Source organism: Microbacterium sp. Bi98, from assembly GCF_918698045.1.
In the GTDB taxonomy this organism is placed as follows: domain Bacteria; phylum Actinomycetota; class Actinomycetes; order Actinomycetales; family Microbacteriaceae; genus Microbacterium.
This window is the reverse complement of the sequence record NZ_CAKKLK010000001.1, coordinates 675,184-694,553: the sequence shown is the minus strand read 5'-3', so window position 1 is coordinate 694,553 and position 19,370 is coordinate 675,184. Positions and strand designations below refer to the sequence as shown.

Annotated in this window: 20 protein-coding genes; 12 read left to right on the top strand and 8 right to left on the bottom strand. The window is 66.1% G+C overall.

The genetic code is table 11. From position 1 onward, the window contains the following. The first annotated feature begins 56 nt into the window (after positions 1–56). The 8 genes from LQZ85_RS03440 (at position 57) to LQZ85_RS03405 (ending at position 8,084) form a co-directional block, all read left to right on the top strand. Positions 57–1,061 carry an ABC transporter permease gene (locus LQZ85_RS03440; protein ID WP_082586645.1) on the top strand — a complete coding sequence of 335 codons (1,005 nt, stop codon included), beginning with the start codon at positions 57–59 and terminating at the stop codon, positions 1,059–1,061. Beyond that, positions 1,058–1,957, top strand: a complete 900-nt coding sequence (locus LQZ85_RS03435; RefSeq protein ID WP_230100471.1) for an ABC transporter permease — start codon at positions 1,058–1,060, stop codon at positions 1,955–1,957. Before LQZ85_RS03440 ends, LQZ85_RS03435 begins: the two co-directional genes overlap by 4 nt. Beyond that, entirely contained in the window at positions 1,954–2,937 is a 984-nt protein-coding gene (locus tag LQZ85_RS03430) for an ABC transporter ATP-binding protein (protein ID WP_056279352.1), read from the top strand. Before LQZ85_RS03435 ends, LQZ85_RS03430 begins: the two co-directional genes overlap by 4 nt. Beyond that, a complete protein-coding gene (locus LQZ85_RS03425) occupies positions 2,934–3,719 on the top strand; it encodes an ATP-binding cassette domain-containing protein (RefSeq protein ID WP_056279353.1) in 786 nt (261 codons plus the stop codon). Before LQZ85_RS03430 ends, LQZ85_RS03425 begins: the two co-directional genes overlap by 4 nt. Positions 3,720–3,845: 126 nt before the next feature. After that, positions 3,846–5,264 carry an alpha/beta hydrolase domain-containing protein gene (locus LQZ85_RS03420; RefSeq protein ID WP_230100470.1) on the top strand — a complete coding sequence of 473 codons (1,419 nt, stop codon included), beginning with the start codon at positions 3,846–3,848 and terminating at the stop codon, positions 5,262–5,264. Positions 5,265–5,297: 33 nt separating this feature from the next. Continuing rightward, on the top strand, positions 5,298–6,935 hold the full coding sequence (locus LQZ85_RS03415) for an amidohydrolase (RefSeq protein WP_230100469.1): 1,638 nt from the start codon (positions 5,298–5,300) through the stop codon (positions 6,933–6,935). Positions 6,936–7,030: 95 nt separating this feature from the next. Beyond that, a complete protein-coding gene (locus LQZ85_RS03410; RefSeq protein ID WP_230100468.1) occupies positions 7,031–7,489 on the top strand; it encodes a DUF3237 domain-containing protein in 459 nt (152 codons plus the stop codon). Between the two features lie 58 nt (positions 7,490–7,547). Then, entirely contained in the window at positions 7,548–8,084 is a 537-nt protein-coding gene (locus LQZ85_RS03405) for a MarR family transcriptional regulator (RefSeq protein ID WP_157538253.1), read from the top strand. Positions 8,085–8,336: 252 nt separating this feature from the next. On the opposite strand, the gene LQZ85_RS03400 is transcribed toward LQZ85_RS03405, so the two are convergent. From LQZ85_RS03400 to LQZ85_RS03390, 3 genes are all read right to left on the bottom strand, one after another. After that, entirely contained in the window at positions 8,337–9,518 is a 1,182-nt protein-coding gene (locus LQZ85_RS03400) for a 4-hydroxybenzoate 3-monooxygenase (protein WP_230100467.1), read from the bottom strand. Between the two features lie 97 nt (positions 9,519–9,615). Next, complete coding sequence (locus tag LQZ85_RS03395) at positions 9,616–10,368, bottom strand: IclR family transcriptional regulator (protein ID WP_056279366.1); 753 nt, start codon at positions 10,366–10,368, stop codon at positions 9,616–9,618. Between the two features lie 60 nt (positions 10,369–10,428). Continuing rightward, positions 10,429–11,007 (bottom strand): PadR family transcriptional regulator, encoded by a 579-nt coding sequence (locus tag LQZ85_RS03390; protein ID WP_056279369.1) that lies wholly within the window; start codon positions 11,005–11,007, stop codon positions 10,429–10,431. A gap of 125 nt (positions 11,008–11,132) precedes the next feature. Between LQZ85_RS03390 and LQZ85_RS03385 the strand changes: the two genes are divergently transcribed. Then, positions 11,133–12,221: an aromatic ring-hydroxylating dioxygenase subunit alpha gene (locus LQZ85_RS03385; protein ID WP_056279371.1), complete on the top strand. Its 1,089-nt coding sequence runs from the start codon at positions 11,133–11,135 to the stop codon at positions 12,219–12,221. A 2-nt stretch (positions 12,222–12,223) separates the two neighbouring features. Beyond that, positions 12,224–13,207 (top strand): PDR/VanB family oxidoreductase, encoded by a 984-nt coding sequence (locus tag LQZ85_RS03380; RefSeq protein WP_230100466.1) that lies wholly within the window; start codon positions 12,224–12,226, stop codon positions 13,205–13,207. 2 nt (positions 13,208–13,209) lie between these two features. Here the strand turns inward: LQZ85_RS03380 and LQZ85_RS03375 are convergent, their stop codons facing one another. From LQZ85_RS03375 to LQZ85_RS03360, 4 genes are read right to left on the bottom strand one after another with little or no spacing between them, the layout of a single operon-like run. Then, positions 13,210–14,718 carry a long-chain fatty acid--CoA ligase gene (locus tag LQZ85_RS03375; RefSeq protein WP_230100465.1) on the bottom strand — a complete coding sequence of 503 codons (1,509 nt, stop codon included), beginning with the start codon at positions 14,716–14,718 and terminating at the stop codon, positions 13,210–13,212. Positions 14,719–14,755: 37 nt separating this feature from the next. After that, positions 14,756–15,208 carry a MaoC family dehydratase gene (locus LQZ85_RS03370; protein ID WP_230100464.1) on the bottom strand — a complete coding sequence of 151 codons (453 nt, stop codon included), beginning with the start codon at positions 15,206–15,208 and terminating at the stop codon, positions 14,756–14,758. 49 nt (positions 15,209–15,257) lie between these two features. Then, positions 15,258–16,142, bottom strand: a complete 885-nt coding sequence (locus LQZ85_RS03365) for an amidohydrolase family protein (RefSeq protein WP_230100463.1) — start codon at positions 16,140–16,142, stop codon at positions 15,258–15,260. A 4-nt stretch (positions 16,143–16,146) separates the two neighbouring features. After that, positions 16,147–17,076 (bottom strand): SDR family NAD(P)-dependent oxidoreductase, encoded by a 930-nt coding sequence (locus LQZ85_RS03360; RefSeq protein ID WP_230100462.1) that lies wholly within the window; start codon positions 17,074–17,076, stop codon positions 16,147–16,149. A gap of 104 nt (positions 17,077–17,180) precedes the next feature. Between LQZ85_RS03360 and LQZ85_RS03355 the strand changes: the two genes are divergently transcribed. Beyond that, a complete protein-coding gene (locus LQZ85_RS03355; RefSeq protein WP_056280225.1) occupies positions 17,181–17,642 on the top strand; it encodes a MarR family winged helix-turn-helix transcriptional regulator in 462 nt (153 codons plus the stop codon). 103 nt (positions 17,643–17,745) lie between these two features. After that, entirely contained in the window at positions 17,746–18,402 is a 657-nt protein-coding gene (locus tag LQZ85_RS03350; RefSeq protein WP_056279384.1) for a hypothetical protein, read from the top strand. Here the strand turns inward: LQZ85_RS03350 and LQZ85_RS03345 are convergent. After that, positions 18,399–19,316: a LysR family transcriptional regulator gene (locus LQZ85_RS03345; protein WP_230100461.1), complete on the bottom strand. Its 918-nt coding sequence runs from the start codon at positions 19,314–19,316 to the stop codon at positions 18,399–18,401. The genes LQZ85_RS03350 and LQZ85_RS03345 overlap by 4 nt on opposite strands. Positions 19,317–19,370 lie beyond the last annotated feature (54 nt).

The window sequence follows — 19,370 nt, the reverse complement described above, 5'->3', positions numbered from 1 at the left end:
GGAAAAGACATGGACGGGTTCGTAGTCGCCTCTATCTCATCTCAGGGTGAGAGATCATGAGTGCCACGACGGAGGCCATCGCGGCAGGCTCCTCCCCTGCCCGGGGACGACGCGGATGGTCACGGTTGGTGCGGAGAGTCGGGCAGAGCATCCTGCAGCTCGTCATTGTGGTGGCGCTGATCGTGGTCGGGACGGCGGTGCTCGTCCGGCTCGTACCCGGCGATCCGGCGCAGGCCATTCTGGGTATGCAGGCGACGCCCGAGACGCTCGAGGCGTTGCGTGATCAGCTCGGTCTGGACCAACCGCTCTTCTCTCAGGTCCTGAATCAGCTCGCGGGGCTCCTGATCGGCGACTTCGGAACGTCGATGACCTCGGACCAGCCGGTCTTCTTCATCGTCGGTGAAGCCCTCCCCGTCACGCTTTCCTTGGTTGTCACGGGGATCCTCTTCACACTCGTCATCGCTGTTCCGCTTGGTCTCCTCCCCGCCTTTGGGGTAGGCTCTCGAGGCGTTCGCGTCCTCCGGATGTCGATGGTCGTCCTCATCGCCATCCCGTCCTTCCTAATCGGTATCTACCTGCTCATCCTGTTCAGCGTTCAGCTTCACTGGGCGCCTGCGGGGGGTTGGTCGAGGGAATGGCCGAGCACGCTGCGATACGTCTGGCTTCCCAGCTTGGCCCTGGCGCTATTCATGACGCCGATCTTCGTCCGATCAATCGAGCGTGAGTCGACGAGATTGATGGGCGAGGAGTTCGTGGAGGCCGCGATCAGCCGTGGCGTCTCGCGGCTCTCGCTCGTCGTCCGCCACGTCCTGCCCAACGTGCTTCTCCCGATCATCACCCTTGTGGGATTCAGCATGGCGGTGCTCATCGGCGGCGCGGTGGTGATCGAGGCGCTCTACGGGATTCCGGGAATCGGCTCGGTGGTCGTGACGGCCGTCGGACAACGCGACTATCCCGTGATCGTCGGGGTGACCGTGTTCACAGGCATCTTCACGGTCGTGATCAGCCTCATCACCGACATGATCTACACGATCGCCGACCCAAGGGTGCGTGTTCAGTGACTACCATTCCGCGGACAACCGCTATTCCTCTCGCGGCGAAACGACGCCGTGCCGAACGTGGTCTCACCGAGATCATCGCCGGCGCGGTAGTGCTCCTGCTCTTCGTAATCATGAGCTTTCTCGCTCCGGTCCTCATCGGCTACGGCCCTAACGAGCTGGGCGGGCCGCCTCTGGCGCCACCGTCCCCCGAGCACCCATTCGGGACCGATGTGCTCGGGCGCGACGTTTTCGTCCGGACTTTCGTCGCCGTCCACGTCGACTACCTCGTGGCACTGGTAGGGGCGTTCGTGTCTCTGGCGATCGGGACACTCCTCGGCACTCTGGCCGGCATGGCGAGGCGGCGCACCTGGGGTACGGTCCTGATGAGGGTGACAGACGCACTCATCGCCGTCCCCTTTCCGCTGCTGATCCTTCTGATTCTGCTCACCGTCGGCAATCAGGTCAGTGTGCTGGGCACGCCGCCGGGAGTGTTTCAGATCCTCGTCGGGATCGTGGTCGTCGGCTGGTCGATCTATGCGCGTCTCGCGCGTGCCGAGGCCGCTGGCCTCCGATCACGCGACTACATCGTCGCCGCCGAGTTGATGGGATATGGGAAAGGTCGGATCACGTTCCGCCACATCATGCCTGCTGTGATTGCCGTGACCGGGACCTATGCGGTCGCCGACGCCGTGATCATCGTCGGATTCGTCGCCAGCCTCCCGTTCCTGGGAGCTGGTGTACCGCCGCCCACTCCGGAATGGGGATCGATGATGTACGAGGGGCGCTCCTCAATCGTCTTCGCCTGGTGGCAGGTCATCTTCCCTGCGCTCGCGTTGACCATCTCGGCGGTCGCAGCGTCGGTCATCGCCGACGGACTGCTCGATCGCACTGCGCGCAAACTGAGGAGACAGGAATGACTCTGGACACGGCGCCGGAAGCGCAGCTCAGCCTGCGAGTCCGAGACCTCGAGTTCTCAGTGGGAGACAGCGTCAGGCTTGGTCCGATCACGCTGGAAGCTGCTCCCGGAACGACCCTCGGCGTGGTCGGGGAGACAGGTTCTGGAAAGTCCCTGCTCTGCCGTGCCCTGGTGGGAATGTTGAGCCTCTCCGGTGGAACCATCGACGCGGGCTCGATCGAGTTCCAGGGCGAAGAGTTCGCCCGAGCCGATACCCGCCGCTGGGCTCAACTGCGGCGTCGACGCGTCGGGTATATGCCGCAAGCCTCCATGGCCGGCCTCAATCCCGTGCGCAGGGTGGGCAGTCAGCTCAACGACATCCTCGTCGGCACCCGGATAGTGAAGCGCGACAAATCACGCGTGCTGATGCAACAAGTGCAGATGCGCGACCCTGACCGGGTGCTTCGCAGTTATCCCCACGAGCTTTCCGGCGGGATGCGGCAGCGCGTGATGCTGGCCTTCGCGCTCGCGGGCGACCCCGACATCCTGGTTGCTGACGAACCGACGACAGCCCTGGACGCGACAGTCCAGAACGAGGTGCTCGGTTTGATTCAGCAGGTGCAGAAGGAACGAAACATGGCAATGGTCATCGTGTCGCATGACATGCGTGTGATCCGCCGAGTCTGCGATCAAGTTGCCGTGATGTACGGAGGTCGAATCGTCGAACTCGGCCCGACATCGACTGTCTTGTCCGCACCGTCGCACCCGTACACGAGAGCTCTACTCCAGGCAGATCCTACGCTCGCAGCGCGTAAGACGGTTCTGGGTGCGATACCGGGCGCCCCGCGACCACCTGTCGATTGGCGGGACGGTGGTTGTGTCTACCGCGAACGGTGCCCGTTCTCGACCGAAGTGTGCGCCCAGTCGGTGCCTGAACTCAGGAACGTGCGCGCGGGCGACGCGGCCGCGTGCCACCATGCAGAGAAGGTCGTGGCGGCATGAGCGACACCCCAGCGATCGAGCTACGTGACGTGCGTTATCGGTACACCGGAAACGGTCCAGAGGTCTTGAAAGGCATCAGCCTCGCGGTTCCGGCGGGTACGATCACAGGGCTCGTCGGGGAGAGCGGATCGGGGAAGTCCACCCTGGGCAGACTCGTCGTCGACGAGCGCCGACCGACGGACGGCGATATTCTCATCGAAGGCAGGCGCTGGGATCGCAGTTCGCGCAGGAACGGTATGCGCCGATCCGTGCAGATGGTGTTTCAGGATCCGTTCGCGGCGCTGAACCCGTACTTGTCACCGCTCGCCGCTGTGACCGAGGCGGTTGCTGTCGCAGATCGGCAGGGGCGCGCCAGGGCGCGCGACCGGGCGATCGAACTGCTCGCGCAGGTCGGTCTCAGCGGTGCCCTTGTAGAGAGGGCTCCCAGTTCCCTCAGCGGTGGTCAACGACAGCGCGTCGTGATCGCCCGCGCGTTGGCATGTCGACCTCGGGTGCTGGTAGCGGATGAAGCAACTTCCGCACTCGATGTATCCGTGCAGGCACAGATTCTGAATCTCTTGATGGGGCTGCAGCGGGAGCTGGGGTTGACGATCCTGTTTATCAGCCACGACATCTCGGTGATCAATCATTTGACGGACGATATGGCGGTCCTCAAGGGCGGTGTGATCGTCGAAAGCGGCGCGACCGACCAGATCATGAACGCGCCGCAACATGCCTACACGCGCACTCTGCTCTCAGCGTTCGGCCACACGCCGATCCCTCCCCGCGTTCTTCCCAGTTGAACCGTGTCCGACGGGCGCTGCACTCGCCACTCCGTTGCCGCTGCGGAACACCCACTGGCGACGATGGGGATGAGTGATCGTCCACTACTCAACCAATGACCAGGCAGTTAGAGAAAGGCATCCGGCATGATCAACGAGATTCCCGGTGCGACAGAATCTCCGTCGTACCTCCCCGAGCAGATCTCGCAGAACCTCGCGACCATTCGTGACGCAGGCTACGACGTCCGGGAATACTCGATCTCGGCTCCGGCGCGCGTTTTCGCCGATAGCAACGGCGCTCTTCCCCATTCGGTGACCGCCACTTCCGAGTTCACGAGTCGTGTCGTCAGCGTCTTCCCGCTCAGTCCGGAGAGGTTCAGTGGGAACGTTCACTTCGAGCTCTTGAACCCTTCGGGCGGGATGGAGTCATCGATGTTCTGGCCTGACGCAGCCGGATACATCCTCCAGCGCGGTGATGCTTACGTGGGACTCACGTGCAAGAACGTGATCGTGGAGGCGCTCAAGGCAAGCTCTTCTGCCAGGTACGCGCATTTGTCGGTGGGGCACGACGGGCTGCTCTGGGACATGATCGCTGCTGTCGGGCGCGCGCTCCGCACTTCCGAGGGCGGTGGCATGCTCCCCGGGCTGAAGCCGGCGGAGCGGATCATCGCGAACGGATGGTCGCAGTCGGGTAGCTTCCTCCGTACTTACCTTTCAGAGCACCTTCACGCCCTGCACAGTCTCGAGGCTGGTCACGACATCATCGACGGCTACGTGATCGGGGTCTCAAGCGGCGGGTTCGGGCCGATGGGCTACGTGAACATCGACCGGGATGGCGAACTGGACTTCGACGAAGACTTGAGGCCGATCGGCGAATTCGATCAGCTTGAGCTCGACGACCCGCGGCGAGTCGTCCGGGGGGCGTCGGTGCCCGTCATGGAGTTCATGACTGAAGATGAGGTCATGCAGCACCAATGGCACAGTCGGGGGGACAGCGACACGCCAGGTGACCTCTACAGGTGCTATCAGATCCCCGGTCGCGGTCACATCAGTGGCGTTCGCAGAGTGCATTACGAGAAGCCCGTCGATGGGCGGCACATGTCCGAGGGCGATCTGCCGGATGAGCCGGAGCATGTGGCGACGATCTTCCTCCTTGCAGCAGCCCTTGACAACGTCATCCTCTGGACCAGGGGTGTGACACCGCCCCGCGCCGATCCGATCGTCGTGGACATTCCGGCGTCGTATGTCCGGGATATGGCGGGCGTGGATTACCGAGCGCTGCGATCGGCGAAGGACTCCTCAGGGCATGCTAGAGGCGGGGTCCGGTATCTCGACGTCGACGTGCCGCGCACATTGATGGCCGCCGATGTCGATGGCCCCTTGACCATGAAGTACTGGGAGCACCGGGCCCTTTCCGCAGAGCAGATGCGAAGTCTCTATGGCTCAGTCGACGTCTATAGAGAACGCGTCGAAAGGCGGCTGGCGGAGCTCGTCGAGGAGCGTTGGTATCTGCCTGAGCACGTGCCGGCCGCGTTGCACCATGCCCTCGACGGCATCGACTTCTGAGTGTCCGAGAACGAGTCCTGAGAGGAACAAGAAATGGCTTCCAAGATCTTTGTAAACGGTTCGATCTACGTGACGGGGGTCGGTTCGCGGCCGGCTGCGGTCGGCGTCGTAGACGGTGTCATCGCTGCGATCGGGACCAGAGGCGAGGTGGGCGATCGAATCGGGCGGGCCGATGAGATCGACCTTGCCGGCGGCCTGCTCAGTCCGGGTTTCATCGACGCCCACCTGCATCCGATCATGGGAGGGGCGGAACGTGGTCAGTGCGATCTCAACCAAGCGGCGACCCGCGAAGAGGTTCTTCGAATCGTCGCTGAGTTCGCAGCGGTGTTGCCGGAGGACGCGTGGGTGACCGGTGGGGGATGGAGGCAGGACGTTTTTCCGAATGGGCTTCCTACGCGCCAGGAGCTCGACGCGGCGACAGGCGGTCGTCCGGCCATCCTGCGCAGCGGGGAGCGGCACAGTGCGTGGGCTAATACCGCGGCGTTCCGCGCAGCGGGCATCGGAGTGACCTCGCCTGATCCATCCGATGGGCGCATCGAGAGAGAAGCAGACGGATATCCATCCGGCACCCTGCACGAGGGAGCCATAATGCTCGTGCAGTCCGTCGCACCCGAACCCGATTTCGGTGCCATGTACCGCGGGTTGCTCGTCGCCCAGGATCACTGCTTCTCACACGGAATCACCGGGTGGCAGGACGCCATTCTGCGTGTGCACGACAACGGTATCGATGCGCTCGACGTATACCTTCAGGCACTGGAACGCGGCGACCTGCAGGCGAAAGTCCGGGGCGCCTTGTGGTGGGACAGGAACCGCGGACTGGACCAGGTCGGCGAATTGATCGAGCGCCGGAATCGTGCGCGCGATTGGGCGCCGCGTTTCCGCGCCGATTCAATCAAGATCATGCTGGACGGGACCTGCGCGAACTTCACCGCGCTCCTCACCCAGCCGTACCACGATGGTCACGGTCATGCCACCGAGAACCATGGGATGAGACTCGTGCCTTTCGAGCAACTCGGGTCCGCCGCCAAGGAACTGGACGCAGCCGGCTTCCAGATGCACTTCCACGCCCTGGGCGATCAAGCGGTTCGGGATGCGCTCGATGCGATCTCGTCGCTGCCGCGCCCTTCCTTGCAGCGACACCACCTTGCGCACCTGCAGATCGTGCAGCCGGACGACGCGGATCGTTTCTCGATGCTCGGTGCGATCGCGAACCTCCAACCGCTGTGGGCGCAGAGCGATGCGTACATGGATGACCTGACCATTCCGTTCCTCGATCCTCAGCTACGCGAGTTGCAGTACCCATTTGGGACGCTGGAGCGGGCTGGTGCCCGAATTGCAGCAGGGAGTGACTGGCCCGTCTCTGACATCAGTCCGGTCGCGGGGATGCACGTCGCCGTGAATCGCAACGCGACGGGAGCGCCGAACCCGGGCCCGTTCCTGCCGGAAGAGGCCATGCAGTTAAGGTCGATCTGGGATGCGTACACGGCGGGTTCTGCCTATGTGAACGGCCTCGAGGACCGAGCCGGCAGAATCTCCGTGGGCTATGACGCCGACTTCGCCATCTTCGACACTGACCCGTTCACCGCACCTCCCGAGCAGATCGGGGAGGCCCGCGTGGTATCGACCTGGGTCGACGGACGAGAAGTCTACTCACACGATGCTCGCGTCTGAGCGCCGCAGGCGAGCGCTCGATCGTGTCAGATCCGGAGCAGGCAGTTGCTTCGCGACTTCCACAACCGCAGATCCAATAGGAATGAGGAACCCGCATGCGTGATCCAGGCCTGGAACTTCTCTTCGAAGCGACTGGTGATCTCTCAGTTGCTGTGACCATCGGGAGCACCCCGAATGGACTGGAACGGGTGATTCCCATCCCCCCTGGCGGGCCTTTCGAGGGCCCGCACATCCGGGGCAAGATGGTCGGTGGATATGATTGGCAGCTGACGCGCCCGGATGGGGTCACCGTCATCGATGCGCTCTACCTTCTGGAAACGGATGACGGTGTGCACTTGCGGTGTCGCAACCGCGGTCTTCGTCATGGCGACCCCGCGGTGATGCAACGTCTTGCGGCAGGCGAGGAGGTCGACGCTGACGAGTACTACTTCCGATGCGTTCCCGAGTTCTCGGCCCCCGCAGGACGATACGGATGGATGAACGACAACATATTCGTGAGCACGGGCGCTCGTTTCTCTCAGTCGATCAAGGTCCGCTTCTACCGTTTGACGTAGTGGACGACATGAACGGTGATACCCGAATCAGCTCGGGTATCACCAAGGGGGTAAGGCAATGACACAGTCAAGAGCGAGTCTTCCTGAAGACCGGTTTCTGGACTTCGTGAAGCTGGCTGGTGATCGCACCGCAGCCGAACTCGGGCATCTCGGAAGCGGACCCACCGTGCTATTGACACTGCTCACGCGTCGCGTCACGCGACAGTTGGCGGACAGCGATAGCGTGGTGTTACCCGATGGCCTCACTTGGGCAGGCTTCCGAGTCTGTTTCGCGTTGTGGGTTGCCGGGCCACTTGAGCCCCACCGCCTTGCATCTCTCACGTCCATGAGCCGGGCGGCCGTGTCCGCTGCCCGTAAGCCCCTCGAATCCCGCCAGCTGGTGACGTCGGTCGGCTCGTCCACCGATCAGCGATCCATTCTCCTGTCGCTGACACCGCAAGGCGCCGACCTCGTCCTGGAGATCCACGAACGTGCGATGCGGAACGCTACCGAAGCCCTCAATGCGCTGACGCTGCCCGAGCAACACCTGCTCGTGGGGCTTCTCGGAAAGGTTGTAGGCGACGAGGAAGATGCTTCGACCGCCTCCGACGGGTGAAGCACCGGTTCCGCTCGCCGCGGCGGACTAGGTGGCTCGTGTCGCTAGGAGCTTGTCGAGGACGCCTACACCGCGCGCGTTCTTTCTCCGGACTTCACGCGAAGACCTCGTGGCGGTGCTGTGGACCGTAGGAACGGCGAGCCACAAACCGGTCGCACGGCGGGCCTGGCGCCGTGCAGTCGATCGCGGCCTCGCCGCCGCTTGATCGGCTGAGTCTCGTCGCGGGCCAGGTCAGGGTCGAGTCGATTCCCCTCATCCCTCGTGGGGCCACCCCGTGTACGCCTCGGCGAGGAACGTGCGGCCGGCTTCCGACTCGACCACGGATCGCAGTTCCCCGACCTGTCGGCGCTGATCGAACGGGGAGGCGTCGACCGCCGTGTGCAGCATGCTCGTCATCCACCAGGAGAAGTGCTGCGCCTTCCAGATGCGCTTCAAGGCGGTCTCGGCGAACGTGTCGATGAGGCGCGCGTCGTTCTCCAGAAGCAGCGCGCGAAGGGCGCAGTCGAGCAGGACCACATCGGCCACCGCAAGGTTCATGCCCTTGGCGCCGGTCGGGGGAACCGTGTGCGCGGCGTCGCCGACCAGCACGGATCGCCCGTGCCGCAGCTCGCGGGCGACGAAACTGCGGAAGCGGAGGACGTCACGCTGCACGATCTGTCCGGTGGCGAGAGAGGTGCCAGGCACTCGGGCCTGCAGCGTGTCCCAGATCTCCGCCTCGGAGAGCGCGTCGGGGTTGGCGGCCGGGTCGCACTGGAAGTACATCCGCTGCACGGTGGCGCTGCGCTGACTAATCAACGCGAAACCGTCGGGGGAGTTGCTGTAGATGAGCTCCTCCGAGCTGGGCGGCGCTTCGCAGAGGATGCCGAACCAGGCGAAGGGGTACTCGCGGAAGTAATTACCCGTCGAAGGACCGGCGACGGTCGGGCGCACGACGCTCCGCGAGCCGTCTGCGCCGACCACGAAGTCCGCGTCGATGCGCAGTTCGTCACCGTCGGCCGTCGTGGCGGTCACCCAGGGGTGCTCGGTCTCGACGTCGCCCACGCTGTTGACCTCGGTCTCGAACCGGAGGTCCTGGCCTGCGGCCAGACGCGCGGCGATGAGGTCCTTGAGTACCTCGTGCTGCGGATACAGCCAGACGCTGCGACCGACGAGAGACGGGAAATCGATACGGTGACCCTCGCCGTCGAACCGCAATTCGATGCCGTCGTGACGGTTGCCGGTGGTCAGCACCCGCTCGCTCGCTCCGGACTCGTGGAGCACGCGTACGGTCTCCTGCTCGAGGATGCCGGCACGGATGGTCGACTCGATATCCGAGCGGCTGCGACGGTCGAGCACGACCGATTCGACACCGGCGTCGGCCAGCAGATGCGAGAGCAGCAGGCCTGCGGGACCGGCGCCGACGATGGCGACCCTGGTGCGGACGGTGCGGGGCATGGCGTCTCCTTCGACGAGTGGGTCGCAGCCAGTCTGCTTGCATCTCGCGGAGGGCGCGTCGGGGTTCCCGTTGAACGGGACTGTAGTCTGCTGAACCTCAGCGTCGTCCGCCGAGAGAGCGCTCGATGTCCTGTGCGGCGGCGAGCAGTTCGCGCACAGCCGGCTCGACCGCGTCGTCACGACGGAGCACCACGGAGAGTGCGGCAGTCACGTCTCCCGCCTCGTCGCGCACGGGCACCGCCACACCCGTCGACACCGCTTCGATGTACCCCGGCGCGCTCGCGTACCCCAGTGCGCGCACCTCCGCGAGCTTTCGCCGCAGGGCCGCCGGGTCCGTGATCGTCTCGACCGAGACGGCGGGAAGCGGTCCCGCGAGGATGCGCTCCTGCAGTGCCCGATCGGCGTAGGCGAGCAGCACGAGACCGGATGACGACGCGTGCAGCGGGAGGCGCCCGGCAACCCTGGTCACGTTCGCGCCGGAATCCGGTCCGCTCAGCCGCTCGAGGAAGAGCGCCTCATCCTGCTCGAGGATCGCGAGCTGCGTGTGCTCGCGCACCCGCGCCTGCACGCGCTCCATGAACGGCAGTGCCACCTGCCGCAGCCGCAGCGCGTGGGACGAGCGTGTCGCGAGCTCCCACAGGCGCATGCCGATGCGGATGCGCCTGTCATCGTCGCGCTCCAGCATCCCGCCATCCACCAGTTCGCCGACGATGCGGTGCGCGGTCGAGGCGGGGAGTCCGGCCCGGCGCCCGATCTCGGCCGCAGTCTGCACCGTCCGGGCGGGTGTGAACGTCTCGAGCACGCGGATCAACCGTTCGGTGACCGAGTCGCCGGTGGAGGAGTTCGCCATGTGGTGAGTCTGACACGGTGAAGCGCGATTCCCATTGATCGGGTATCGGCATGGCGGCTGTCACCCGAGGTCGTCGAGAAGCCGGAGGCCGCGCTCGGCCCAGCGGATCTCCGCCGTCGCGCGCTCCATCAGGCCCTCGTACGCGAACACCTTGAAGGCGACCGCGCGCTCCCGCTCGGCTTCGGGGATCGCGGCGAGGCGCCGTTCGACCATCGGATGGGCGCCCGACCGGATGCGGTCGATCTCGCTCTGCCACCTGTTCCGCAGCTCCGTGTGCTGGCGCACATGGGCGTCGAGGAATTCGCGGGCGGCTCGGGGTTCGGCCGATTCGAGGTACGCGGCGCGGAGGTGCGCGGGGTCGCGAACGCGCGAATACTCCAGCGGTTCGTCGAACCAGTCGGAGAACGCCCGCGCGCCCTCTTCGGTCACGTGGTACATGCGGCGGCGTCCGTGCACGCCTCGCGTCTGCTCCTCGGCCAGAAGCAACCCGTCGGCCTCCATGCGACGGAGCTCGGGGTAGATCTGCGAGTCGGGCGCATGCCACACGTGACCGACGGATTCCGAGAACAGCTTCTGCAGCTCGTACCCCGACAGCGGGCCCACTCGCAACAGGGCGAGCAGCGCATATCTCAGTGACATCGAACCTCTCTCGTCGTCTCCAGGAACGTATCAGGAGGCGCCGATCCCTTGCGCGGGAGGACCGTTCGCTCGTAAGCTGCAAATACCTATCGAGATAGGTAAATTCCCGACACGAAGGAGTGGCGATGGCAGAGACGACGACGGCGAAGATCTTCGAATATCCGCGAAACGCCTGGTACGTCGCGGCCTGGGATCACGAAGTCACCAGGAAGCCGCTCGCGCGCACGATAGCGGGGCGGCCGCTGGCCCTCTTCCGGACGGAGGACGGCGCACCGGTGGCGCTCGCGGACGCTTGCTGGCACCGCCTCGCTCCGCTCTCGATGGGAAAGGTCATCGGCGACGAGCTGCAGTGCCCGTACCACGGCATCCGCTACGACCGCACCGGCCGGTGCACCGCCATGCCCGCCCAGGAGACGATCAACCCCAGCGCGATGGTCCCCTCCTTCCCGATCGTCGACCGGTACCGGTACGTGTGGGTCTGGGTCGGAGATGCGGCGCTCGCCAATCCATCCACGATCCCCGACATGCACCAGATGACATCGCCCGAGTGGACCGGCGACGGAGAACTCATCCACGCCGAGTGCAACTACCAGTTGGTCGTGGACAACCTCATGGATCTCACGCACGAGGAGTTCGTCCACACCTCGAGCATCGGCCAGGACGCGCTCAGCGAGTCGGAGTTCGTCACCAGCCACACCGACACCACGGTGACGGTCGAGCGATGGATGATCGACATCGAGGCGCCGCCGTTCTGGCTGAAGAACATGCGCGACAAGTTCCCCGGCTTCTCCGGCCGAGTCGACCGCTGGCAGATCATCCACTTCGAGGCGCCGTCGACGATCTGCCTGGACGTCGGAGTGGCGGCCACCGGCACCGGAGCACCCGAGGGGGACCGCAGCGCAGGCGTCAACGGCTACGTGATGAACACCATCACGCCGGAGACCGACCGGACCAGTCACTACTTCTGGTCGTTCCAGCGCAACTACCGGCTCGACAGTCAGCTCATCACAACCCAGTTGCGCAACGGCGTGCACGGCGTCTTCAGCGAGGATGAGGTGATGCTCCAGGCGCAGCAGGCCGCCATCGACGCGAACCCGGATTACGAGTTCTACAGCCTCAACATCGACGCGGGAGGCATGTGGGTGCGGCGCCTCCTCGAACGGATGCTGGAGGCCGAGGGCCGCATGGCCGTGCCCGCCGCGGTCGGAAGCTGACCGTGGCGAGCGCGCACTCCATCGTCTGGCAGCGGGCGACGGTGATCGGCAGTGCCGAACTGACGCCGGCCATCAGACGGATCGTGATGCGGCCGCAGCATCCGGTCCCCGCCCCTCCGGGCTCGCACCTGGACGTGCGCATGCGCATCGGGACCGAGACCGTCACGCGGTCGTACTCGATCGTGGACAGCGAATCCGCCGGAGCCGCGCTCGCCATCAGCGTCTTCGACTCGGAAGCCTCGCGCGGAGGGGCCGCGGTGATGCACGCCCTGCGGGAGGGCGACGTCATCGAGGTCACGCAGCCACTCCAGGACTTCCCGCTGCGGCTCGGCGCCCCGACATACACGCTTCTCGCCGGCGGGGTCGGGATCACGGCGATCACGGGGATGGCCTCGGCGCTCGCAGCGGCCGGCGCCGAATACCGGATCGTCTACTGCGGACGCGAGCGTCGGCAGATGGCCTATCTCGGCGACCTCGAGGCGGACCACGGCGACCGGCTGCAGGTGCATGTGCGGGAGGAGGGCACGTCGCTGGACGTCATCGCTCTGGTCGAGAGCATCGCGCCGGAGGGCGAGCTGTACATGTGCGGGCCCATCCGCCTGATGGATGCCGTGCGGCGCGCGTGGATCGCACGCGGGCACGCTCCGTCGCACCTGCGGTTCGAGACCTTCGGCAACAGCGGCTGGTTCGCACCGGAAGCCTTCACGGTGCGCGTGCCCGCACTCGGGCTGGAGACCGTGGTGCCCACGTCATCGACGCTGCTGGAAGCCCTCGAGTCGGCCGGGGCCGATGCGCTGTTCGATTGCCGCAAGGGCGAGTGCGGCCTGTGCGAGGCGAGGGTCATCGACCTCGAAGGGGTTATCGACCACCGCGACGTCTTCTACAGCGAACGACAGCGGGACGCGAGCTCGCGCATCTGCGTCTGCGTCTCACGGGTCTGCGCACCGGCGGGAGGCGCGCGGGAGATCACGCTCGAGCTCAGCTAACGCTACGCGCGTGACCGCGCATAGCGCAGCCGCAGCTCGGCCTTGCGGATCTTGCCGGATGCCGTGCGCGGCAGTGCCTCGACCACGATCACGTTCTTCGGGATCTTGTACTTGGCGATCCGGCCGGAGAGGTGGGACCGGACGTCCTCGAGAGTCACGGCAGCTCCGTCGCGCACCGTCAGGACGGCCCACGGCACCTCGCCCCATCGATCATCCGGAACGCCGATGACGGCGACCCCGGTGACCCCCTCGATGTCGTTGATGAGGTTCTCCGGCTCCGCCGGGTAGATGTTCTCGCCGCCCGAGATGATCATGTCCTTGAGGCGGTCCGAGATGAACAGGTAGCCGTCGGCATCCAGGTATCCTATGTCGCCGGACCGCAGCCAGCCGTCGTCCGAGAAGGCCGCCGCTGTGGCCTCCGGCAGGTTGTGGTAGCCGGCGAAGACGTTCGGGCCCATGATCTCGATCTCGCCCACGGTGCCGCGCGCGGCGACCGCGCTGTTCACATCGACGACGCGCACATCCGTGAAGAAGTGCCCGAGGCCGACGCTGCCCTGCTTGGCGCGGGACATCGCGGGGGCGAGCGAGGTCGCGCCGGGAGACGACTCCGTCATCCCATAGCCCTGCGAGAACGACAGCCCGCGCTCCTCGTAGGCGTTCATGATGCGCGTCGGCACGGGGGACCCGCCGCACGTGAGCTTCCTCAGGGACGAGAGATCGGTGCCCGGCCACAGCTCGTGATCCGCGAGCAGCTGATACGTGGTCGGCACGCCGCTGAGCATGGTCACGCCGTACCCCGGGATCAGGCGCAGCGCGCGCTCCGGGTCGAAGCCCTTCTCGAGCACGAGGGTCGCGCCCTTTAGCACACAGGGGAGAGCCCCCATGCCCAGGGACGCGGCGTGGAAGAGGGGAGAGATCATGAGCGCGACATCGGTCGAGACGATGTCGTAGTCGATCACGCAGTTGATCGCCATCCAGGTGAGATTGCCGTGCGTGAGCACCGCACCCTTCGCGCGACCGGTGGTGCCAGAGGTGTACATGATCACGGCGGGGTCCTCGAGCGACACCGCGACGTCGACATGTCCCGCGCGCGTCTCCGCCAGGATCGCCTCGAGCCCGTCGGCACCGGTCTCCAGCACGTGATCGATCTCGAGGTCGAGCGACGCGACGGTCGCGGTCGCTGCCGGATCGTGCACGATCACGCGCGCCCCCGAGTCCTCCAGCACGTGCGTGATCTCGGGCGGCGCGAGCCGGGTGTTCACCGGGACGAACACGGCTCCGAGCGTGGCGGCGCCGAACAGGGTCACGAGGAACTCCGGGCAGTTGTCACCGAGGAACGCGACGCGGTCGCCCTTCTGCACGCCGCGTTCGAAGAGCACGGCCGCCATGCGGTCGGCGTCGTCGGCCAGCGAGCGGTAGCTGATCGACGTGTCGTCGAAGATTAGGGCGGTCTTGTCCGGCGACTTCATCCGTCGCTTGACCATCCATCCACCCAGTCCGCGATTGTGCATGAGCGCTCTCCCTTGAGTGCGTCCGCAGCCGATGGGTCTACGCGTAGAAGCGGTAGATCCCTCGTGCCACGAGTGCCGGCTTCGGTGCGTCCTGGATCTCGATCGTCTGGTCGACGGCGAACTGGTATCCGCCGGGGACCTCGGTCACCTCGGCGATGACGGCGTTCATCCGCACGCGGGAGCCGACCTTGACGGGGGAGACGAACCGCACCTTGTCGAGTCCGTAGTTGACCTTGGTGGTCACGCCTTCGAGCTCGAACAGCTCGGACCAGAACTTCACCGCGAGGGACAGCGAGAGGAATCCATGCGCGATGGGTGCTCCGAAAGGCCCTTCGGCGGCGCGCTCCGGGTCGACATGGATCCACTGGTGGTCGTCCGTGGCATCGGCGAACAGGTTCACCCGATCCTGGGTGACCTCGATCCAGTCGGCGAATCCGAGGTCGGTGCCGGCGAGGCCGGGGGCGTCTGCATAGGCGGCGGTCGTGGTCATGAGTGTTCTCCTTGTCAGAGGGCGGGCAGGGTGCGGTCGGGCTCGATCATCAGCGGAGGCCCAGCAGGCGGACGGCGTTGTCCTTGAGGATGCCGGGCATGACCTCGGGCTTCAGATCGGTGAGCTCGGCATCGCGCAGCCACCGGTCCGGGGTCAGCAGCGGGAAGTCCGAGCCGAAGAGCACCCGTCGCTTCAGCAGGGAGTTCGCGTTGCGCACGAGCTGCGGCGGGAAGTACTTCGGGCTCCAGCCGGAGAGGTCGATCCAGGTGTTGTGCTTGTGCGTCGCCACCGAGATCGCCTCGTCCTGCCAGGGCACCGAAGGGTGCGCCATGATGATCTGCAGGTCGGGGAAGTCCGCGGCGACGCCGTCGAGCAGCATCGGGTTCGACAGCGCCAGGCGGAACCCGCGTCCGCCGCGCATGCCCGCCCCGATCCCGGTCTGCCCGGTGTGGAAGAGGGCGACGACGCCCGCCTCCTCCAGCGCCGCGTAGAGGGGGTAGTGCGCCTCGTCACTGGGGTCGAAGCCCTGCACGGTCGGATGGAACTTGAATCCGCGGACCCCGCTCTCGTCGATCAGTCGACGTGCGCCGTCCACGGCTGCCGCACCCTGCCGCGGATCGACCGACCCGAACGGGATCAGCACGTCGTTGTTGCGCGCCGCACCCTCGGCGATCTCGGCGCTGGAGATCGCGGGATGTCCGAGTTGCGTCGTCGCGTCGACCGTGAAGACCACGGCCGCCATCCTCCGCTCGCGGTAGTGATCCGCGATGCTGTCGAGGTCGGGACGCGGCGAATCGGCGCTGAAGTACTTCGCGGCCGCCTCCGCCAGGTCTCCGGGCAGCGAGGCATGCCCGTGGCCGTCGACCTCGATGTGCACGTGGACGTCGATCGCGGTCAGCGCCTCGACGTCGATGGCGGCTTCGTAGCGGGTCATCTGCTCAGGACGCCGCAGGGCGCTGCAGCTCTTCCGGCAGAGGAGGGAAGCTCTCGCCGACGGTCTGGAGCGCGGAGCCGAACTCGCTGGCGAACGATTCCTGGAGGGCGTCGTACGTCCAGCCGCCGGTCCGGTAGGCGGTGACGACCGCTTCGGGATGCGACCACACCTGCAGGCGGTCCCCGCCGACGCCGAGCGCCTGCCCGGTGACATCGGAGGCGGCATCGGATCCGAGGTAGGCGATGAGTCCTGCGACATCGTCCGCCGTGCCGAAGCCGAGGTCGTGCCGGAAGAAGTCGGGCATGGGCCGTCCCGCGGTGTCGGCTTCGACCGCCGCGGCGAAGTAGGGCACGGTCGCGGTCATGGCGGTCGCGGCGACGGGGATGACGGCGTTCGTGGTGATCCCCGCGCGCTTCAGCTCGAGGGCCCAGGTGCGCACCATGCCGACGATGCCCGCCTTGGCCGCGGCGTAGTTCGTCTGGCCGAAGTTGCCGCGCTGACCGGTCGGGGAGCCGATGCAGATGATGCGTCCGCCCTCGCCCGCTTCGCGCATGTGGACGGCTGCGGCGCGCACGGTCGTGAAGGTGCCGCGCAGGTGCACGTTGATCACCGTGTCGAAATCGTCGTCGCTCATCTTCCAGAGCACCGTGTCGCGCAGGACGCCGGCGTTCGTGACGAGGATGTCGAGGCGCCCGAAGGCCTCGACCGCGGTGCTGACCAGCAGGTCGGCGGTCGCGGTGGGTCCGACGGGAGCGACGACGGAGACTGCTCGACCTCCGGCATCGACGATCGTCGCGACGGCGGCGGCCGCGGTGTCGGCGTCGACGTCGTTCACGACGACGGATGCTCCCTGGCGAGCGAGCTCCTGCGCGTATGCGAGGCCGAGACCGCGCCCGGATCCCGTGACCACGGCGACTTTGCCTTCGAGTGACATGGTGACTCCTTCGTTCCGCACCGTCTGACGTTCAGCATGATCAGATCACACAATGATTGAGAATGTCAATGATTGCTTCTGGCACGATTTGCTACCATCGGCTCATGACAGACGCGGTGGGTTTGCACGGGCGGTTGGCCGCATCCGCCCTCGGCGACGATCTCAGCTTTCTGCTCGCCCGCGCCAATGCGCTCTCGCTGGCCGCGGGCAATGCCGCTCTCGCCCCGCACGGACTCCGCGTCCGGTCGTATTCGGTGCTCGCGCTGGCATCCGCCGAGGGAGCGCAGCCGACGCAGCGCGAGCTCGCCGAGTTCCTGCGGCTCGACCCCAGCCAGGTGGTTCCGCTGGTCGACGACCTCGAGCGGAGGGGGCTGGTAGAGAGGCGCCCTGACCCCGCGGATCGCCGGGCGAACGTGGTGATGGTGACCGACGCGGGCCGTACCGTGTTCGCGGCGGCTCAGGCTGCGGCGCGGGACTCCGAGCGGTCGGCCCACTCCTCACTCGATGATAGCGAGCACGCGCAATTAACGCGGTTGCTCCGGCGGGTGGCCTTCCCGGGTGGATGACCGGAGCATCCGTCTGCAGTGTTTAGCTGAACTTTTCAATCATCAAGTTTTATGATGATCGCGACGGCGATCACCCAGTTCCACGGAGCGGTAGCCTCGTCCCATGCCCCCCACCGCTCCCACCTCCGCGACACCCTGGGCGCCGTTGGACGCGGAGGCGGTCGCACGGCTCCTCGCGCCGGCATCCGTCCGCTGGTGGCTCTCGGGCGGTGTGGCTCTCGACCGCTGGCTCGGTCGGGCGATCCGTCCGCGTGCGAACATCGACGTGAGTGTGACCGCCGCTGACCTCGCAGCGCTCGTGGAGGCGCTACCCGCGGGGCTGACCGCCTGGATGCCGCCGGACGGAGACGGCATCGCCACTCCGTTCGTCGATGCACCCTCGGATGCCGACCTGCAGCCGGTCCTCATCCACGACGACGCACGGAGCGTCTGGGTGCTCCAGGTGAATGTCGAGGACGATGCGCCGCGCGTCTGGGTCTACAAGCGCGACCCGCGTCTTCAGCTTCCCTGGGATCGGGCAGTGCTCGACATCGACGGCATCCCGACCGGTGCCCCCGAGGTGCAGCTGGTCTGGAAGGCGTTGCGGCCGCGGACGGAGGACGACGTCGACAAGGATGCGGTGGTCGCCGAGCTCTCCGATGAGGCCCGTGCGTGGTACGAGCGCGCGATCTTGTCGATCCATCCGCATTCGAGCTGGTCGATCCATGTCCGGAGTCCCTTCGCCCCGGGTAAGGCCAGCTGGAATCGCAAGAAGAGCTAGTCCGCGCGAGCCGTCCGGTACTCGCCCGCGGTGACGGCATCGAGCACGACGGAGCGGAACCACTTCTGGGCAGCCGACAGGTTCGCTTCGCGGCGGGTGTACACCGACACCGGCGTGCTCTGCCCCGGCCATGGCAGATCGGCGATCCGGAGACCCGGGAACCACCCGCTGAAGACCTCGGCGACGTGGCGGGGGAGCAGCACGACCAGGTCGGTCGCCTCCAGCACGGCCGGAACGGTCGCATACTCCTCGACCGTCAGGGCGACCTGCGGCATCAGGCCATGCTCGGTCAGGGCCTGCAGAGGGAACACATGCCCGCCGCGCGCCGAGACGCGCACGAAGCGGCGGTCGTCGAACATCTCCGGCCCCGTTGGGGGAAGCGGATGCTGTCCCGAGGAGAGTGCCACGTACTCGACTGCGCGCACGTGCGTTCGCCACAGTCGAGGGCTGCCGATCATCGACACGGTCATCGCGAGGTCGATCGTCCCCCTGATCAATCCGTCTTCGACCTGATCGGAGTCCAGCCGAGCCACCTGCAGATGCGGACTCGCACCTGCGCGGGCGAGCGCGGCCATGATCGGCGGAAGAAACGTCTGCTCGCCGATCGAGGTGAGACCGAGCGAGAGCTCGCCGCTGTACCCCGCCGGATCGAAGGCGTCGGGCTCGCTCACCGTCTGATCGATCTGCGCGAGGGCTTCATGCAGTGGGCCGAAGAGCTGCGTGGCCTTCGCGGTCGGCACCATGTCGTTGCCCTCGCGCCGGAACAGCGCGTCAACGAAGGTCTCGCGCAGGCGTCGCAAGGTGTAGCTGACTGTCGGCTGCGTGACATGCAGCCGTTCCGCCGCCGCGGTCACGCTCCGGAGTTCGTACAGCACGACGAAGGTGCGCAACTGGTTCAGATCAGCGAGAGTCATGCATCGATCCCCTCTATGGGTTACGTCGTATACATCTATTGGACTATATACAGC

Coding starts and splice junctions, on each gene's coding strand:
- LQZ85_RS03425 (WP_056279353.1), top strand. CDS start 2,934: ATGAGCGACACCCCAGCGATCGAGCTACGTGACGTGCGTTATCGGTAC.
- LQZ85_RS03370 (WP_230100464.1), bottom strand. CDS start 15,208: ATGACCACGACCGCCGCCTATGCAGACGCCCCCGGCCTCGCCGGCACC.
- LQZ85_RS03400 (WP_230100467.1), bottom strand. CDS start 9,518: ATGCCCCGCACCGTCCGCACCAGGGTCGCCATCGTCGGCGCCGGTCCC.
- LQZ85_RS03430 (WP_056279352.1), top strand. CDS start 1,954: ATGACTCTGGACACGGCGCCGGAAGCGCAGCTCAGCCTGCGAGTCCGA.
- LQZ85_RS03415 (WP_230100469.1), top strand. CDS start 5,298: ATGGCTTCCAAGATCTTTGTAAACGGTTCGATCTACGTGACGGGGGTC.
- LQZ85_RS03355 (WP_056280225.1), top strand. CDS start 17,181: ATGACAGACGCGGTGGGTTTGCACGGGCGGTTGGCCGCATCCGCCCTC.
- LQZ85_RS03350 (WP_056279384.1), top strand. CDS start 17,746: ATGCCCCCCACCGCTCCCACCTCCGCGACACCCTGGGCGCCGTTGGAC.
- LQZ85_RS03375 (WP_230100465.1), bottom strand. CDS start 14,718: ATGCACAATCGCGGACTGGGTGGATGGATGGTCAAGCGACGGATGAAG.
- LQZ85_RS03385 (WP_056279371.1), top strand. CDS start 11,133: ATGGCAGAGACGACGACGGCGAAGATCTTCGAATATCCGCGAAACGCC.
- LQZ85_RS03410 (WP_230100468.1), top strand. CDS start 7,031: ATGCGTGATCCAGGCCTGGAACTTCTCTTCGAAGCGACTGGTGATCTC.
- LQZ85_RS03440 (WP_082586645.1), top strand. CDS start 57: ATGAGTGCCACGACGGAGGCCATCGCGGCAGGCTCCTCCCCTGCCCGG.
- LQZ85_RS03360 (WP_230100462.1), bottom strand. CDS start 17,076: ATGTCACTCGAAGGCAAAGTCGCCGTGGTCACGGGATCCGGGCGCGGT.
- LQZ85_RS03395 (WP_056279366.1), bottom strand. CDS start 10,368: ATGGCGAACTCCTCCACCGGCGACTCGGTCACCGAACGGTTGATCCGC.
- LQZ85_RS03405 (WP_157538253.1), top strand. CDS start 7,548: ATGACACAGTCAAGAGCGAGTCTTCCTGAAGACCGGTTTCTGGACTTC.
- LQZ85_RS03390 (WP_056279369.1), bottom strand. CDS start 11,007: ATGTCACTGAGATATGCGCTGCTCGCCCTGTTGCGAGTGGGCCCGCTG.
- LQZ85_RS03365 (WP_230100463.1), bottom strand. CDS start 16,142: ATGACCCGCTACGAAGCCGCCATCGACGTCGAGGCGCTGACCGCGATC.
- LQZ85_RS03420 (WP_230100470.1), top strand. CDS start 3,846: ATGATCAACGAGATTCCCGGTGCGACAGAATCTCCGTCGTACCTCCCC.
- LQZ85_RS03345 (WP_230100461.1), bottom strand. CDS start 19,316: ATGACTCTCGCTGATCTGAACCAGTTGCGCACCTTCGTCGTGCTGTAC.